Annotated in this window: 10 protein-coding genes; 8 read left to right on the top strand and 2 right to left on the bottom strand. The window is 47.3% G+C overall.

Translation table 11 applies throughout. The features are described 5' to 3' along the window. Positions 1-78: 78 nt before the first annotated feature. A complete protein-coding gene (locus FE785_RS06140; protein WP_138564913.1) occupies positions 79-2697 on the top strand; it encodes a methyl-accepting chemotaxis protein in 2619 nt (872 codons plus the stop codon). Positions 2698-2758: 61 nt separating this feature from the next. On the opposite strand, the gene FE785_RS06135 is transcribed toward FE785_RS06140, so the two are convergent. Both FE785_RS06135 and FE785_RS06130 read right to left on the bottom strand, forming a co-directional pair. Beyond that, positions 2759-4471 (bottom strand): bifunctional protein-serine/threonine kinase/phosphatase, encoded by a 1713-nt coding sequence (locus tag FE785_RS06135; RefSeq protein ID WP_138564912.1) that lies wholly within the window; start codon positions 4469-4471, stop codon positions 2759-2761. Between the two features lie 98 nt (positions 4472-4569). After that, positions 4570-6045 carry a NarK family nitrate/nitrite MFS transporter gene (locus FE785_RS06130; protein ID WP_138564911.1) on the bottom strand — a complete coding sequence of 492 codons (1476 nt, stop codon included), beginning with the start codon at positions 6043-6045 and terminating at the stop codon, positions 4570-4572. Between the two features lie 401 nt (positions 6046-6446). Here FE785_RS06130 and FE785_RS06125 point away from each other — a divergent pair, with 401 nt between their 5' ends. The 7 genes from FE785_RS06125 to FE785_RS06095 all read left to right on the top strand — a co-directional run bounded on the left by FE785_RS06125 (position 6447) and on the right by FE785_RS06095 (position 17317). Beyond that, positions 6447-7688, top strand: coding sequence for an NAD(P)/FAD-dependent oxidoreductase (locus FE785_RS06125; RefSeq protein ID WP_138564910.1), 1242 nt, complete (start codon positions 6447-6449; stop codon positions 7686-7688). After that, positions 7685-10252, top strand: a complete 2568-nt coding sequence (gene nirB / locus FE785_RS06120; protein ID WP_138564909.1) for a nitrite reductase large subunit NirB — start codon at positions 7685-7687, stop codon at positions 10250-10252. Before FE785_RS06125 ends, nirB begins: the two co-directional genes overlap by 4 nt. 73 nt (positions 10253-10325) lie before the next feature. Continuing rightward, a complete protein-coding gene (nirD, locus tag FE785_RS06115) occupies positions 10326-10649 on the top strand; it encodes a nitrite reductase small subunit NirD (RefSeq protein ID WP_138564908.1) in 324 nt (107 codons plus the stop codon). Positions 10650-10717: 68 nt separating this feature from the next. Continuing rightward, positions 10718-13540, top strand: a complete 2823-nt coding sequence (locus FE785_RS06110; RefSeq protein ID WP_138564907.1) for a nitrate reductase — start codon at positions 10718-10720, stop codon at positions 13538-13540. 31 nt (positions 13541-13571) lie between these two features. After that, complete coding sequence (cysG, locus tag FE785_RS06105) at positions 13572-15038, top strand: siroheme synthase CysG (protein ID WP_138564906.1); 1467 nt, start codon at positions 13572-13574, stop codon at positions 15036-15038. Positions 15039-15046: 8 nt separating this feature from the next. Then, a complete protein-coding gene (locus FE785_RS06100; RefSeq protein ID WP_138564905.1) occupies positions 15047-16057 on the top strand; it encodes a glycosyl transferase family protein in 1011 nt (336 codons plus the stop codon). A gap of 30 nt (positions 16058-16087) precedes the next feature. After that, entirely contained in the window at positions 16088-17317 is a 1230-nt protein-coding gene (locus tag FE785_RS06095) for a molybdopterin molybdotransferase MoeA (protein ID WP_138564904.1), read from the top strand. Positions 17318-17320 lie beyond the last annotated feature (3 nt).

The raw sequence follows: 17320 nt of genomic DNA, 5'->3' as shown, positions 1-17320 counted from the left end.
GGCGAGCAGGGCTCGCCATTTGTGTTTGTCAATAATCTAATTCGTGAATTCACGGCAGTGCATGTGTAAAGGAATGCTATGCAAAACGAGAAGTTGGGTAAAAATGTCGGTCATTTAGGCGCTATGGTTTCCAAGACCGACTTGGACGGAAAGATTTTTGAGCTAAACGAGGCTTTTTGTTTAGCGAGCGGTTATCAAAAATCACAATTGCTGGGACGTGAACATCATGAGCTGCTGCATGAGGATGTGCCACCCATGGTGATTGATGACATGTGGTCAACATTAAAAAGCGGCCGTCCCTGGGTGCAACCGATCAAATACCGTTGTCAGGACGGTAGTTTTTATTGGGTGCAGGACAATATGACCCCGCTGATTGAATCTTCCAAGGTCATCGGTTATCTATCGGTGCGCAGCGCATTGCAACCTGAGCAGATTGAATCGGCCGAACGGCTTTATAGTGAATTGAAGCAAAATAGCAAGTCCCTCAAAAGTGGTTATACAGTCGGTGTATTGGATAAGCTTTGTTTGTTTAACCGCTATCACCCGATTAACCTTATGTTGCTAATGATTGCTTTTATTGGCACTTTGGCAACGGCTATACAAGCCGGTTTGATCAGCTTGCCGGTATGGTCGGTGGCATTGATATCGGTAGGTTTTCTGTTTTATGCGATGGCGGGAAAAAGGTATGTTTTCAACCGACTGGGTAAAGCCAAGTTGCTGATCGATAAGATGCGTGAAGGCGACTTTAGCGGGCAGGTCAATTTTTATGGCAATCACTCCTTGAGCAAGCTGGTTTCCGCGGTGAAGATGATGCAGGTGCAATTGGGGGCGATCTATGATGACTCGCAACAGAAACTCAATAGTTCTATGCGATTGAAGTCCGCTTTGGATAGCGCTTCCACTAATATCATGCTGGTTGACCGTTACCGGAATATCCTTTATTTAAATGATAATATGCAGCGTTTCTTTAAGGATAAAAAGTCGGTTTTTCAACAGAAGAGTTCTGCTTTTAGCGGTGATGTGAATAACATGGTGGGACAATCTGTTGGCAAAATTTGTGAGGATGAATTTTTTGCCGATTTATCGCAAAGCAAACAAAGTGAATTGAATGTTTCAGGGCTGAAGTTAAGTTTGAATGTGATTCCGGTTATCGGGGTTGATGGTGAAGCTATCGGTTCGGTGATCGAGTGGTCGGATTTGACCCAGCAGCGTAGTATTGAACGTAACTTAAAATTAACCTTGGAAATGGCTTCAAGCGGCCATACCGATTTAAGTATCGATACCCAGGGATTATCGGGCTTTTATCTGGATACCTCCAACAATATCAATTCGCTACTAGCTGAGTTGAATATGATCATTGAGAATATGGTCTTTGTCATGACGCAGTTAGCCGTGGGGGATATCCGTGGTCGAGTCGATAAAAATTTGCAGGGTTCATTGGCTGCGATGAAGGTTGCCACCAATGTCTCTTTGGATAATTTGAGTTCGATTATCTTGTATATCAAACACGCTGGTGAACAGGTTAATTTGGCTGCGCAGGAATCGGTTAATGCTTCGCAAGATCTTTCGGTGCGTACGCAGCAGGCGGCAGCGACTTTAGAGCAGGTCAATGCTTCGATGCAGAATATGAGCCAGATGCAACGCGAAAACACCCAAGAACTGGTCAAGGTGACCGAGTCCACACAGCAGGCGGAAACCGAAAGCCAGCGCGCCAAGCAGACTCTGAACGAAACCATTGCCACCATTGAAGAGATTGAGCAGACATCGGAAAAAATAGCCAATATCATCAGTTTGATTGACGGTATCGCTTTTCAAACCAACTTATTGGCATTGAATGCGGCGGTTGAAGCGGCGCGAGCCGGTGAGCATGGTCGTGGTTTTGCCGTGGTCGCCTCGGAGGTGCGTTCTTTGGCTCAGAAATCGGCCGATGCGTCGCATGATATCCGTAAATTGATCGAAGCCTCGGTAGACAAGGTTCAGCAAGGGGTGACCAAGGTGCATGAAACCCAAGTGGCTTTTGATGCGGTCGGAGAACGGGTGCAGAATATTGGTCAGGCGATGGATAAGGTGTTAGGTTCGATTGAACAGCAGCAACATTCGGTTACCGAGGTTGCCAATGCGGTCGCCAAGATAGATAGTAATATCCAAAGTAATACCCTATTGGTCAAGGCATCCAGCGCGGCGGCGGATTCTTTACGAGAGCAGGCGCAACTGCTTGGCGACCAGACCGATAAGTTTATTATCGATGAGCTCAAGGCTAAGGAATTAATTGATCAAAGAGCTAATCATCTGGGCTTTAAAATGTCTGATATCCGCCAGAACCTGAGAGTTTGGCGCAGTAGTGTGCAAACCTATTTGAACGGTATTGCAACCGATCTGGATATGGCGCAAGCCATTTATCCGCAAAAGAGTCAGTTAGGTCTGTTTTTGCAGCAATTAAAGCAGGCCTGTCCGGAGATTGAACAAGATCAAGTTTATAGTCAAGTGTGCGGCTTGCATATACAGGTGCATGAAACGGTAGAAAAAGCCTTTAATTTAATGGCGTCCGGCGATTCTAAAAGTATCGGCTTATTAAAGCAGAAAGACCTTGTTCTGGATGAGTTTGTCGATTTGATTCTGCGTCTGGATGAAGCTTTATTAAAGTTGAACGAGCATTTACTTGATGGCATCGAAGAACCGCTGCTGTTAGTCGGTTAATACCAAGCGGACTCAATCGCGTCATTTGCGAAAAGGCCTGATATGTAATCAGGCTTTTTGATTAGCGAAAATAGAAACTGGCAATCAGGGTAAGCAATAAACTGAGCGAGATCAGCTGCCAGACCAGAACCGGGTTTTTTTGTAATAGTGGTTCAAAGTCTTGTTGTACCTTCACGTCTTGCGGGGTCTTTAATTGGTGAATAAATTCCGAGAGCAGACTATAGCGTTTGACGGGATTGGCGGCACAGGCTGTTTTTAATACCTGATCAAGCCATAATGGCAGTTCTTTGCGCCGCTTTTGTATGGGGATATAGCGCATATGCTGATAGCTTTTCAGCTGAAATTTATTGACCTTTTTTTCTTCATAAGGCAAAGCCCCGCAGAACATTTCATAGCAGATAACGCCTAGAGAGAAAATATCCGAACGTTTGCTGCCCGGTTCGCCCATAAGGTATTCCGGTGCGGTATAGTTCAGTGTGCCTTCAGGGTGCTGGCGTTGTAATACACTTGCCAATTCGGCCAGTCCGGCCGCATGTACTGCGCCGAAGTCGATAATCTTAATGCGGCCTTCGGGGGTGATCATAATGTTTTCCGGCTTTAAATCTTGGTGAATAACATCTTGGCGATGCATTGCTCGCAAGGCACTGCTTAATTGTGAGATCAGATCGCGAACCGTGCTGATATCAGGGGTAGGGTTTTCACTAATCCATTGGCGTAGGGTCTGGCCTTTGATATATTCCGTAGTGAAATAGAGAAACTGTTTGCTCTTGTGTGATTTATAGGTCTTCATTAAACCCGGATGAGTAAGGCGTTGACCAATCCATTCTTCACGCACAAAGCCGTCAAGATACCAAGGGTCATCACTGTAATTGCTCGAAGGGGTCTTTAACACCAGTTCCTGGTCATTTTCCATATCTCTGGCGAGATAAATCTGGCTGCGAGGCGAAAGGCTTAATTCTTGCAGGATTTCATAACCATCGATTTTCATCCCCGGTTGCAGTTCAGGTGGAAACGGCAGTTCGCTGAGCTTTTCATAAACTTCTTGTTTGGTAGCGCTCGGCAATTGTATCACCTCAGAGACCTGCGCACTTAGGTTGTCGTCAGATTGATTGGCGATGGCTCTTTCCACCAGGCGCTGCGATTTATCTTGTGCCGTGTGTGTTGAGCCGAGAATAGCGCTGATTTCGGCATCGCTGATAAAGTCATGGACACCATCGGAAGTTTGTAAAAAGATATCTCCCGGCTGTAATTCGAGTTGTTTGAAATCGATCTGCAGTATCGAATCGATACCTAAAGCGCGGCTTAGATAGCTGCGATCGCTGTTTATCCAGGTGGTGTGGTCTTTGCTCAGTAGACTGAGGTCACCATCGCGTAAGCGGTAAATTCTGGAATCGCCAACATGCACCAGGTAGGCGGTGGTTGACTTAAAGATAACCGCGTCAAAGGTCGTGACCCAGCCTCTGAGCTCGGTTGCGTGAGTGCTGCCTTGTTTGTAGAGCCAGGAATTGATGGCGCTGATGACTTGCTGACAGGACTTTTTGGTGCTCCAGGTTTCCGGAGTAGAGTAGAAGTCATGGATAAAGCTTTTCACCGCTGTATCACTGGCTTGTTTGGCCGCTTCACTGCTGCTGACGCCATCGGCAAGAACACTGACAATGCCTTTGCTTTCAAGTGTGGAACCAGTTGGAATGCAGTAGTTTACAGAGTCTTGGTTTTCAGCTTTTATGCCGGCCGAACTATAGTGGCCGATATCGATTTTCAACTGTTTTGTCATCTACGGTGTGATCCTTTAAACGATACTGCCCCATAGCAAAAAAGCCAGTATAAACTGGCTTTCTCTGGGTTTTAAGCTAATTTTGCCGGTTAATCGAGTTATTTAACATCAATCAATTGTACCGTTCCGTCCGGTAACACTTCGGTCATTTGGCCTTCCGGCTCTTCAAGGAAGAAGACAATCATTGTCAACACCGCAGCCGAAACCACACCGATAACCATAAAGAACATATCGTAATCGACCAGGCTGTTTACGGTTAAGAACAGAACCGCCCCGACATTACCGTAAGCCCCGGCCATACCGGCGATTTGCCCGGTCATGCGGCGCTGGATTAACGGCACCATGGCATAGACCGCACCAGAGCCTGCCTTAGAGAAAATTCCGGCAATAATGGTAATGGCCACCACCAATTCGACCGACCAGCTCTTATCGACATTGCCAAGGAATAAAAAGCTTGCGGTAATTCCGGCAAAAATCACCAATAGGGTACGACGTCGGCCAAAGCGATCACTGATCCAGCCGCCGCCTGGACGTGCGACCAGATTAATGAAAGGGTAGATGCCGGCTAATAAAGCGGCGGTGATTTTTGGCAATTCAAACCAGGATACATAAAACATGGCAAGCATGGAAACTACCGCCAGCTCGGTTCCGAAAGTGACTAGATAGGCCCAGTCCAGAATCGCCACCTGTTTGAATTTATAACTATGTAACGGCGGAACCGGTTCTTTAAAGATGTGCTTGTTAATCTGCCAAATCTTGCTGATCTGAAAAGCATAGGTTGCTCCCAGAATCACATAGATTGCATAGGTGCTTTCGCTGGTAATTAAGCCCATATTTTGCGGAGAAAGTTTCCAGGTCAAAACTCCAAGAGCAAGATATAACGGGATATTCATAATAATATAAAGTGCTAGATCTGCTTTGGAGGTGACTTCCATGGCACCGGTTTTTTTCGGCTTGAAGTAAGTCGAACCTTTTGGCGTGTCGGATACACTAAAGAAATAGATAACCCCGTAGGCAATCGCTACGAAGCTGGCAAGGGTGATGGCGATGCGCCAGCCTTCATCGGTGCCAAAATAAGAAGCGATAAATGGCAAGGTCATTGCCGCGCCGGCTGAACCGAAGTTGCCCCAACCACCATAGATACCTTGAGCGATACCGGTCTGTTTGGCCGGGAACCATTCTGAAATCATGCGGATACCCACCACAAAGCCGGCACCGATAAAGCCTGACAAGAAACGCAATAAGGCAAGTTCTTCATAGGTTTGCGCCCAGGCAAAGGCAATGCTGATGGCGCCGCCAAGAATTAAAATCGCCGAATACATGATTTTAGGGCCATATTTATCGACCAGTATACCGACAATAATGCGCGCCGGAATGGTCATGGCCACATTAAGAATAAGCAGAACTTTTGCCTGTTGTGAGCTAAGTTGTAGTGCCTCTTGAATAAAAGGCATCATCGGCCCCAGTCCTAGCCAAACGACAAAGGACATAAAGAACGCAAGCCAGGTTAAATGCAGGATGCGGGTGTTACCGCTGAAAGACAGCAGGTTGAATTTGGAATGGTCGATAGACATGAAAAACCTCGTTGTATGTATATCTGAATAACATCAGTGTTATGACCCCCGAACAAGCAAATTCGAACACCATGTTTCTTTAAAAGAAACGAAATCAAAGAGATAAGGAGTTTTTTCAACCTTGAATAAAAGTCGTTCATCACTGTAGCGGATATTTTGAATTAAATTGGTGCGACTTTTTATTTGAATTGGTGCGAAACTGCTTTTGTTGTGCGGCTTGAATCAAGCCTTTTGCGCGGTTTTTTTAGATATATGCTATTAAAACATTGGGTTATGTGTGTTGGCACACAGGATGCTAATTGGTGATTAAAATTGAGTTAAATGATCTGTTGTCGGATCGCATTAGTGAATAACTGTGCCCGGCAATAATTGTTTTTCCGGGACTTTGATAAAGGGTTGCAATGAAGCAAAAACTTATAGTCATCGGTTCTGGAATGGTCGGAGCGCGTTTTATAGAGCGCTTGCTTGACGAGGCTCCCGAACAATTCGATATTAGGGTTTTTAATAAGGAACCCAACGGTGGTTACAACCGTATTATGCTTTCTCCTGTGCTAGCAGGAGAGAAAGTTCTTCCTGACATTATGACGCATGACCATGACTGGTTCGAAAAGCGTGATATTCATCTGCATTCCAGCACAACAATTGTTGCTGTCGACAAAATCAATAAAACCGTTACCACCGATCTAGGTGCAAATTACAGCTATGACAAGCTGGTAATCGCGACCGGTTCTTCTCCCTTCATTCTACCTGTGCCGGGTAAAGATCTACCGGGTGTGGTTGCTTTCCGTGATATTCGTGATGTCGAACTGATGATTAACAGTTCCTTACAGAATAAAAAAGCGGTCGTCATCGGCGGTGGGCTTTTAGGACTTGAAGCGGCTAACGGCCTGCTCAAACGTGGCATGGACGTTACTGTCGTGCATCGCGGCGATGTCTTGATGAATATGCAGATGGATGCTATCTCAGGTTCCTTATTGCAGGAATCCTTGACCAAGCAAGGGATGAGGTTTGCGATGAATGCGGAAACCGTTGAGATTGTTGGCGAGGATCAGGTTGAAGCGGTGAAGATGGCCGACGGCCGAGTTTTGAAAACCGACTTGGTGGTGATGGCGGTCGGTATTCGTCCGAACGCAACCATCGGCGAGAAAATCGGTCTGGATGTTAATCGTGGCATTTTGGTTAATGATCAGCTACAGACCTCAGAACAAAATATTTATGCCTTAGGTGAGTGTGTTGAGCACCGAGGTATGCTTTATGGCTTGGTTGCACCGCTTTATGAACAGGCTCAGGTGTTAGCCGAACACTTGGCGGGCAGTGAATCGGTTTATCAGGGAAGCTTTATTTCTACCAAACTCAAAGTTACCGGCATCAGCCTGTTTTCCGCAGGCGACTTCAACGATTCCGAAGAGTCGGAATCTCTGGTCTTTAAAGACCTTCAACAGAATATTTATCGCAAGATTGTTTTAAAAGACAACCGTATACAAGGCGTGGTGATGTTTGGCGACGTCACCGGTTCGAATTGGATATTTGATAACTTGGTCGCACAAAACGATATGACGGCCTATCGAGATACATTAATTTTTGGTGATGGTTTCGCGCCGTCAACCGAGCAAAAGAATAAGCAGAAGGAAAGAGTCGCATGAATACGCAAACTGAAAATGGCCTGAACAAACAGAAAATTGTTGTTATCGGCAACGGTATGGTGGGTCATAACTTTATCGAAAAACTGGTCAATAGCGAAGGTTATGCAAACTTTGAAGTGCACACTTTCTGTGAAGAACCTCGCGTGGCTTATGACCGTGTTTATCTATCCTCGTACTTTTCCGGTAAAACGGCGGAAGATCTTTCATTGGTGAAACCGGGCTTTTATGAGCAAAACGGTGTCAATATCTATATGAACGACAAGGCGGTAGCGATTGATAGTACCGCGAAGACGGTGACTTCGGAAAACGGTGTCACCATCGAGTATGACCGATTGATTATGGCGACCGGTTCTTATCCATTTGTACCGCCAATCACCGGTAATGAGCGTGAAGGTTGTTTGGTGTATCGCACCATCGAAGATCTTGAAGCGATCAAGGCGGCTGCACAAAACGGTCGCGTGGGTGTAGTTGTCGGTGGTGGTCTGCTAGGGCTTGAAGCCGCCAAGGCTCTGAAAGATTTGGGCTTGGAAACCCATGTGGTCGAATTCGCACCAAGATTGATGCCGGTTCAACTTGATGAAGGAGGGGCCGCACTGTTAAAGCGCAAGATTGAGAACCTGGGGGTCACGGTACACACTTCAAAAGCGACTACCGAAATCGTTGATGGCGAGAACAGTTTAAACAAGATGGTGTTTGCCGACGGTGAATCGCTGGAAACCGATATTGTACTTTTCTCCGCCGGGATTCGTGCGCGTGACGATTTGGCGGCTCAATCCGGTATGGAAATCGGTCCACGCGGTGGGATTGTGATCGACAACCAGTGCAAAACCTCTGTTGAAGATGTCTTCGCGATTGGTGAATGCGCGCTGCATGATGGCATGATTTACGGTCTGGTGGCACCGGGTTATGCGATGGCACAGGCCGTTGTCAATCAATTGAACGCCGAACCTGCCAGTTTTGAAGGTGCGGATATGAGTACCAAATTGAAATTGATGGGGGTCGATGTCGCCTCCATTGGTGATCCGCATGGTAATGATGAAAACGCCTTGTCTTATGTTTATGAAAACGGGCCTGAGGAAGTCTATAAAAAGATTGTTGTCTCTGCGGATGGCAAGAAGCTATTAGGTGCGGTTCTGGTCGGAGACGCGGAAGATTTCGGTAACTTGTTGCAGTTGATGCTTAACGATATGGAATTGCCGGAGCATCCGGATATGTTGATTTTGCCTAACCGTGACGGTTCCGCATCGAGCTTGTTTGGCCCGGATGCCTTGCCGGAAACCGCGCAGCTTTGTTCTTGTTATGACGTTTCCAAAGGGGATGTCATCAATGCGGTTGAAGGCGGTTGTTGCACCATGGCCGATATCAAAGCGACAACCGAAGCCGGTACCGGTTGCGGTGGCTGTGTACAGTTGGTCACCAATGTATTAAATAGAGAGCTTGAAAAGCGTGGTGTCGAAGTCAATACCGACCTATGTGAGCACTTCGCTTATTCACGTCAGGACCTTTACAACATTATCAAAATGGAAGAGATCAAGACTTTTGACGAGCTATTGGCAAAACACGGTAAGGGTCATGGTTGTGAAGTCTGCAAGCAGACCACCGGTAATATCTTTTCATCGGTGTGGAACAGTTACGCTTTGGAAAAAGACAAGATTCCGTTGCAGGACACCAACGATAACTATTTGGGCAATATGCAAAAAGATGGAACCTACTCGGTGATTCCGCGTGTGCCGGGCGGTGAGATTACCCCTGAAAAACTAGTCGTGCTCGGTCAGGTGGCACAAAAATACCGTCTTTATACCAAGGTCAACGGTGGTCAGCGTATCGTCCTGTTTGGGGCGCAGATGAATGATTTGCCTGCTATTTGGGAAGAGTTGATTGGCGCCGGTTTCGAATCCGGTCAGGCCTATGCCAAAGCACTGCGTACCGTTAAATCCTGTGTCGGTTCAACCTGGTGTCGTTTTGGTGTTGATGATTCCACCACCTTGGCGATCGATATCGAGAATCGCTACAAAGGGTTGCGCACGCCGCACAAGGTGAAAATGGGGGTTTCCGGTTGTACTCGTGAATGTGCCGAAGCACAGGCCAAAGATGTCGGTGTGATTGCCACCGAAAACGGTTGGAACCTTTATGTTTGCGGTAACGGTGGCATGAAGCCGCGTCATGCGGATCTGTTTGCCAGTGATTTGGATCGTGACACCTTATTCAAGTATATCGACCGTTTCCTGATGTTTTATATCAAAACCGGTGACCGCCTGCAGCGTACCGCTTCCTGGGTGGAAAACATGGAAGGCGGTATCGACTATGTCAAACAAGTGGTAATTGATGACTCATTAGGTTTGGGGGAAGAGCTGGAACGTCAGATGCAAGCGTTGCATGACGGTTATCAGTGCGATTGGCAAAAAGCGATTGAGTCGCCTGAGTTTAGCCAGCGTTTCAAGTCGTTTGTCAATGTGGATGAGCCCGCGCAGCAGATGTTTGTCACTCAGCGAGGTCAAATCAGACCGGCTACCGAAGATGAAAAACTGGCCGGTATTGCGGTAGAGATTAAGCAGATCGCTTAAACCTCAATGGCTGTTTGGAGTAGCCTCCAAACAGCACAGCCAACCTTAAAGAACGAGAAATAGGAATACAAAAATGAGCGATTTTATCAAGGTCTGTAATCTAGACGACTTAATCAAGGACTCCGGCGTAGCCGCGTTGGTCAACAATGTTCAGGTGGCATTGTTTTATATCGGTGATGAAGTGTTCGCATTGAATAATTTTGATCCGATTGGTCAAGCCTATGTGATGTCACGCGGCATGATCGGCGATTTGAAAGGTCAATTGATGGTGGCGTCCCCCCTGCAAAAACAACATTACAACCTGCAAACCGGTGAGTGTATGGATATTGAAGGCGTGCAGATTCCAACCTACGAGAGCAAAATCGAAGACAGCGCTGTCTGGGTGAAAATGCCATAACATCGATTATTGAGCAGGTTAAAAGCAGATCAAGAATAAGTTAGCAAAGAATTAAGAAAGAGAAACGGATGACACAACAAAACCAAACAGTACTAACGACCTGTCCTTATTGCGGTGTTGGCTGTGGTATGCAGGTGAGTGTTCCGTCAAAGAGCGCGCCGGCAGATGCTTTAGCAGATTATCAGGTACAACTGATTGGCGATAAGCAGCATCCAGCCAATTTGGGTCGTTTGTGTGTAAAGGGATCATCTGCGGGGGAAACCGTTAATTTTGAAGGGCGTATGTTGGCTCCGCAAATCAATGGTCAGGAAGTTGATTGGTCAACGGCTTTAAATGAGGTAGCGAGCCGTTTTCAAAAAGTAATTGCCGAACATGGCCCGCAGAGTGTCGCGTTTTATGTGTCGGGACAACTGCTGACAGAAGACTATTATGTCGCCAACAAGCTGATTAAAGGGTTTCTCGGTAGTGCCAATATCGATACCAATTCGCGTTTGTGTATGGCATCGGCCGTAGTCGGTTACAAACGCGCTTTTGGCGCGGACAGTGTGCCATGCAGTTATGAAGATCTAGAACAGGCCGAGTTGATCACGCTAGTCGGTTCCAATGCGGCTTGGGCGCATCCGATCGTTTATCAACGGATTGCGGCGGCGAAAAAAGCCAACCCGAATATGAAAGTGGTGGTGGTTGATCCAAGAAAGACGGCCACCTGTGATATCGCCGATTTGCATCTGCCGTTAAAGCCCGGTACCGATGCGGTGTTATTTAACGGTCTTTTGGCTTATTTAGCCAATAATCAAGCGGTTGATCAGAGCTTTATCGAACAGCATACCGAAGGTTTTGGCGAAGCACTGGCAATCGCACGGCAACTGCAGGGTGATCTGTCATCGGTTGCCGCGCAGTGCGATCTTCAGCAAGAAGAGTTAGCACAATTCTATCAGTGGGTCATGCGCACTGAAAAAATGGTCACGCTTTATTCGCAGGGGGTTAATCAATCCTCCAGCGGGGTGGACAAATCGAATGCGATTATCAACTGTCATTTGGCAACCGCAACCTTGGGTAAACCGGGGTGTGGGCCTTTTTCCATCACCGGTCAGCCGAATGCGATGGGCGGTCGAGAGGTGGGCGGTTTGGCTAATCAGTTGGCGGCTCATATGGATTTTAGCAAGCCGGAGAATATCGATCGTGTTGCGCGTTTTTGGCAAGCGCAAAATATGGCGCAATCAGAAGGCTTGAAAGCGGTCGATATGTTTAAAGCGGTGGCCGATGGAAGAATCAAGGCTATCTGGATTATGAATACCAACCCGGTGGTTTCGATGCCGGATGCCGATGCGGTAAGAAGAGCGCTGCAATTGTGTGACACCGTCGTGGTTTCCGATTGTATGCAGCATACCGATACCACCGATGTTGGTGATATTTTATTGCCGGCTTTGACCTGGGGGGAAACCACAGGTTCGGTGACCAACTCGGATCGAACCATCTCTATTCAACGTCAGTTTATGCAAGGCCCGAAAAATGCACGCGCTGACTGGTGGATGATTTGTGAAGTCGCTAAACGCATGGGGTATCAGCAAGCGTTTGACTATGCCAATACAGCGCAGATTTTTAATGAACACGCACAGCTATCGGCTTTTGAAAACGGTATGGCGGAAGATGAGCAGCTGCGGGATTTTAATCTGTCGGCGTTGATTGATATGTCTGAAAGTGAATATAGGGCGTTAAAGCCTATCCAGTGGCCGGTCATTGAACGTGATGCGCATAACAAACCGATCGGCAGCAAAAGATTGTTTAGTGATGCTCAGTTTTTTACCGCCAACCGTAAGGCCCAGTTTATTGCCATAAAACCGCAAGCGCCTTTAAGTGTGGTGAGCGATTCGTTTCCGTTTGTGTTGAATACCGGTCGAATTCGCGATCAATGGCACACCATGACCCGTACCGCTAAAACCGCTCGTTTGATGGCTCACCGTGATCAGCCTTATCTTTCGATGCATCCTGATGATGCTGAACGTTTGGGTTGTGAGCAGGGTGGTTTGGTCAAGGCTAGCAATGATTTAGGGAAGTTTATCGGCCGTGTCGATATCAGTGATGGCCAACGCAAAGGTGAGGTGTTTGCACCAATGCATTGGACCGCACAGTATGCCAGCGATGCCAGGGTCGATGCGTTGGTTGCCGCCAATGTCGATGCCTTATCCGGTCAGCCGGAATCAAAACACGCCGTGGTCAAAATCGAGCCTTTTGTGAGCCGCTGGCAAGCGCTGATTTTCAGCCGTACCGAGCTGGATATGCAAGGTTTGAAAAAAGCCTTGTTAAAAAAGCAACAGTTAAGCAATCAAAAGCTTAGCACGCAAACGACTGATTTTTATTGGGTCAAGGTTAAGGGCAGAGGTTTTTATCGCTATGAACTGTCTTGTGACCAAGCGCTAGCTTATCAGTTGGCTGACTGGCAAAGCATACTAACCACTGAGCAGCAGAGTGATTGCAGTTGGCTGGAATATGAAGACAACAGCCAGCAGCAGAGCCGTTTGGCTTGTGTGCAAAACGGTGCCGTTGAGCAACTGATATTTGTTTGTGCGCAGCAGCCGACAACAGGCAGCAATCAACTGTTTGCCGGTATCAATCGTGACTGGCTGGCAGGGTTGTTCGAACTCAGCGATTTAAGTGATAGTGAGCGTCGTTGCCTATTGGCCGGTAAACAAAGCGGCGCCAAGGATGTCGGCAAGATCGTTTGTTCTTGTTTTGGTGTCGGCATCAATACCATTGTCGAAGCGATTCAGAGCGAAAAACTGTTATCGGCAGAAGATATCGGTGCCGCTTTGAAGGCGGGAACCAACTGCGGAAGTTGTTTACCGGAATTGAAAGAGATTTTAACGCAAGCCGTCGAGCTAGTCGATTAAGAACCATTAAGAAGCACTGAGGAGCTCTGTTATGGACTATTTACCGATTTTCATGAATATTAAAGACCAGCCATGCCTGATTGTCGGTGGCGGTGTAGTGGCTGCCCGAAAAGCCGATCTGTTTATACAATCCGGTGCCAGGGTGAGTGTTATCGCACCAGAGCTGAAAGCGGAGATGCAGCGCTTTTTAGCACAGGGCAAAATCGATTGGGTTCGAGCCGAATTCAGCGCCGCTATCGTGCAGCAGAATTTTGTTCAGGCATTACCTAAACTGGTGATTTCGGCAACTGACGAGCAAGCGGTCAACCTTGCCGCTTATGAGTTTTGCCAAAAACATGATATTCCAGTCAATGTCGCCGATCAAACCGAATATTGCGACTTTATTCTGCCGGCGATTGTCGATCGTTCACCCATGACCATTGCGATTTCCACCGGAGGGCGTTCGCCGGTATTGGCTCGAGTCATGAAGGCCAGACTCGAAGCGATGATTCCGCATGGTTTCGCCAAATTGACCGATCTGGTTGGGCAATACCGCGATAAGGTGAAAGACGCGATTCAGTCATTGGACGGACGCAAGGCGTTTTGGGAAAAGTTATTAGATAGCGTGTTTATTGATAAGGCGGTTCATGGCAAGGCACAAGAAGCGCAAGCTATGCTGGAAAAACAGCTCGAAAACGCCGGCCAATTTGAGCAAATGCCGGATGGAGAGGTTTATATTATCGGAGCGGGGCCAGGGGATCCCGAGTTGATGACATTCAAAGCACAACGTTTGTTACAGCAAGCGGATGTGGTGTTATATGATCGCCTGGTTTCGGATGAAATTGTTGATTTGGCGCGCCGTGAAGCGGAGCGTGTTTATGTCGGTAAAAAATCCAAGCATCATGCGTTGCCGCAGGAAGAAATTTGTCAGTTGTTGGTGGATTATGCGAAACAGGGTAAAAAAGTCGCTCGTCTTAAAGGTGGGGATCCTTATATTTTCGGTCGCGGTGGTGAAGAAGTCGAGGTGTTGGCGAGTGCCGGTATCGATTATCAGGTTGTTCCGGGGATTACCGCAGCCGCAGGTTGTGCGGCTTATGCCGATTTTCCTTTGACACATCGCGAGTTTTCACAGTCGGTAGCTTTGGTAACCGGACACCAGCAAGAAGGGGCTGCGGCGATTGACTATGCCCGTCTGGCAAGCTCGGGCGATACGATGGTGTTTTATATGGGAATCAAAAATGCGCCGAAAATTCAAGCCGGTTTGATCGCCCATGGCATGACTGCCGATACGCCGGCGGCGATTATTGAAAAAGGGACTCGAATTGATCAGAAAGTCACCGTGACCAGCTTAGGTAAATTAACCGAAACCATTAATCAAAACCGTATCAAACCGCCGGCATTATTGGTTGTCGGCGAGGTGATTAAGGTTCGTGAGCGAATTCTGTCGGCCAAACAACAGGGTATTGTTCCATTCAAGTTTGAACAAGTGGCGCAATCTGATCATAAGATCGCTGTTTAGGAACGAGTATGAGTCAAGACCATCCATTTAGTGAGTATTTGCGTATTTTGGGTAAGGGGCCTAAAAGTCGCCGAGCTTTGACCACGGAAGAGGCCGAGCAAGCATTGGCTATGGTGCTTGCAGGCAAGGTCACCGATAAACAGTTGGGAGCCTTCTTACTGCTGATGCGTGCCAATGGGGAGACTCCGGCAGAATTGATTGGTTTTGTAAAAGGGGCGCGTAACGCCCTAGGTATCGACACTGACAGCGCGAAAACGGGACTAATTGATCTTGATTGGTCATCTTATGCTGGCAAATGGCGTTATCCACCGTATTACCTGTTGGCGATAAAGCTGCTGGTGCAAAACGGTTTTAAGATTTGCCTGCATGGTGATGAAGGGCAGTTTGCCAATCGCCACTATTCGCAAGCTTTTATCGAAAGTTTAGGCGGTTATATCGCGACCAGCCGAGAGGATGCCAAACAACGCATAGCGCAAGGTGAATTGGTGTATCTGCCGTTATCTGTATTTGGCGAGGAATTCAAGGCACTGTTACACCTTAAAGAGGAACTCGGCGTGAGAACGGTTTTTAATACAGTAGTAAAGCTATTGAACCCATTGAATGCGCGCTGTGCTGTGCAGGGTATTTTTCATAAGGGGGTTGAAAACCTACATCATTGTGCCGCGGCGACCGCCGGTATTGATCGTAATATGGTGTTTAAGGGAGAAGGTGGTGAAGCGGAAATCCGGCCGGACGCCTTAAGTAATTTGTTTTTTTCGGATTTCACCAAGCCAACAGATAATCCCGCTAACAGTGAGATTGAAAAAGTCGCCTTTAAAGCGATTAGCGAACGCCAAAGACGTCCGCAGGAATGGCACACTTCACATATTGTTCATCTGTGGGATGGCGCGGTTGAAGATGATTACGGTGTATCAGCCGTCATTGCCAGTGCCGCGAGTGCCTTAATGTTAATCAAGCATCTGTCCATCGAAGCGGCTTTGGCCGAAGCGACGCTATATTGGCAGCAGCGCAATTTATAACACCGTTCCCGATTCAGCTGGAGGCGATTTATGTTACAAAAAAATCCTCATTTTCTAAGTGATTATCAAGCGGTGCATGACTTTGTGCTTTGCCAGGTTACAGCGCTTAAAGCAACAGAATCGGTTTACTTGCATGATTTGGTGGGTCGAGTGCTCGCCGAGGATATTATCGCCCCCATCAATATACCGTCCAGTGCACAAAGTGCGATGGATGGCTTTGCCTTCCGTTTTGATAATCGACAAGAGTCGTTTGAGATTGTTGATACCATTTATGCCGGAGATCAGACAAAGCCGGTTAAGACCGACAAGGCCTTAAGAATTATGACCGGAGCCTGCCTGCCCGAGGGGTTTGATACCGTTGTGCCTTTCGAGCAAGCCATGATCAAAAGTCAAAATCACATCAAGGCCGATAAGCTAAGCGAACATCTGCTTTTGCCAACCCATATTTCGCAGGGACGTCATGTCAAGCAGGTGGGGGATGATGTACTGCAAGGTTCGGTGGTGTTGCAAAAGGGTCATCAAATAGGCGCTAAAGATATTGGCCTGATTGCTTCTTTAGGGGTTGATAGCGCCGTCGTGGTGAAAAAAATCGGACTGGTGATCTTGGCTTCCGGTAATGAGTTGTTGCAAGTCGGTGAGGTCGCTAAACAGGGCATGACCTATGATTCCAATAGTTATCAAATCGCCGCGCTGTGCCAGGAGCTTCCGGTTGAGGTGCTTGCGATAGTACGTTTAACGGATGATTTGTCGGCGATACGCCAGAGCTTAAAGCGTTGGATGGCGCAAGCGGATGTGATTTTGACGCTAGGTGGTGCTTCAATGGGGCATAAAGACTGTATCAAGCAAGTGTTTGCCGAGTTGCAAGACGCTTGGTCCTGGAAATTGGCAATGAAACCGGCCAAACCGTTTTCGTTTGCAAGGCAACAACAGACCTTATTATTTGCCTTGCCCGGGAACCCGTTGGCCGCCTTTATGAGTTTTAAGTTGTTTGTTGTCGAAAGCCTGCTGAAAATGAGCGGTAAAACAGCCTGGCGTCAAAAATCTCGGCCTGAAAAGTTACAGGTGGATATCGCGCAGCCAAATCAAGCTACAGATAAAACCATCTGGTTGCAGGCGATTAAAACCGAACATGGAATTAAACCGATTATGCAAACCTCGTCCAGCCGTATGCAGATATTGTCCCAAGCCAGCGGTTTTATTCGCTTAAAGCCTGGCTGTGTTTATCAAGCAGGTGACATCATCGAGTATTGGGAATATTAACTC

This window comes from Thiomicrorhabdus sediminis (assembly GCF_005885815.1).
In the GTDB taxonomy this organism is placed as follows: Bacteria; Pseudomonadota; Gammaproteobacteria; order Thiomicrospirales; family Thiomicrospiraceae; genus Thiomicrorhabdus; species Thiomicrorhabdus sediminis.
The sequence above is the reverse complement of the archived record's forward strand: the minus strand, read 5'-3'. Positions and strand labels throughout refer to the sequence as shown.

Coding starts and splice junctions, on each gene's coding strand:
- FE785_RS06140 (WP_138564913.1), top strand. CDS start 79: ATGCAAAACGAGAAGTTGGGTAAAAATGTCGGTCATTTAGGCGCTATG.
- FE785_RS06135 (WP_138564912.1), bottom strand. CDS start 4,471: ATGACAAAACAGTTGAAAATCGATATCGGCCACTATAGTTCGGCCGGC.
- FE785_RS06130 (WP_138564911.1), bottom strand. CDS start 6,045: ATGTCTATCGACCATTCCAAATTCAACCTGCTGTCTTTCAGCGGTAAC.
- FE785_RS06125 (WP_138564910.1), top strand. CDS start 6,447: ATGAAGCAAAAACTTATAGTCATCGGTTCTGGAATGGTCGGAGCGCGT.
- nirB (WP_138564909.1), top strand. CDS start 7,685: ATGAATACGCAAACTGAAAATGGCCTGAACAAACAGAAAATTGTTGTT.
- nirD (WP_138564908.1), top strand. CDS start 10,326: ATGAGCGATTTTATCAAGGTCTGTAATCTAGACGACTTAATCAAGGAC.
- FE785_RS06110 (WP_138564907.1), top strand. CDS start 10,718: ATGACACAACAAAACCAAACAGTACTAACGACCTGTCCTTATTGCGGT.
- cysG (WP_138564906.1), top strand. CDS start 13,572: ATGGACTATTTACCGATTTTCATGAATATTAAAGACCAGCCATGCCTG.
- FE785_RS06100 (WP_138564905.1), top strand. CDS start 15,047: ATGAGTCAAGACCATCCATTTAGTGAGTATTTGCGTATTTTGGGTAAG.
- FE785_RS06095 (WP_138564904.1), top strand. CDS start 16,088: ATGTTACAAAAAAATCCTCATTTTCTAAGTGATTATCAAGCGGTGCAT.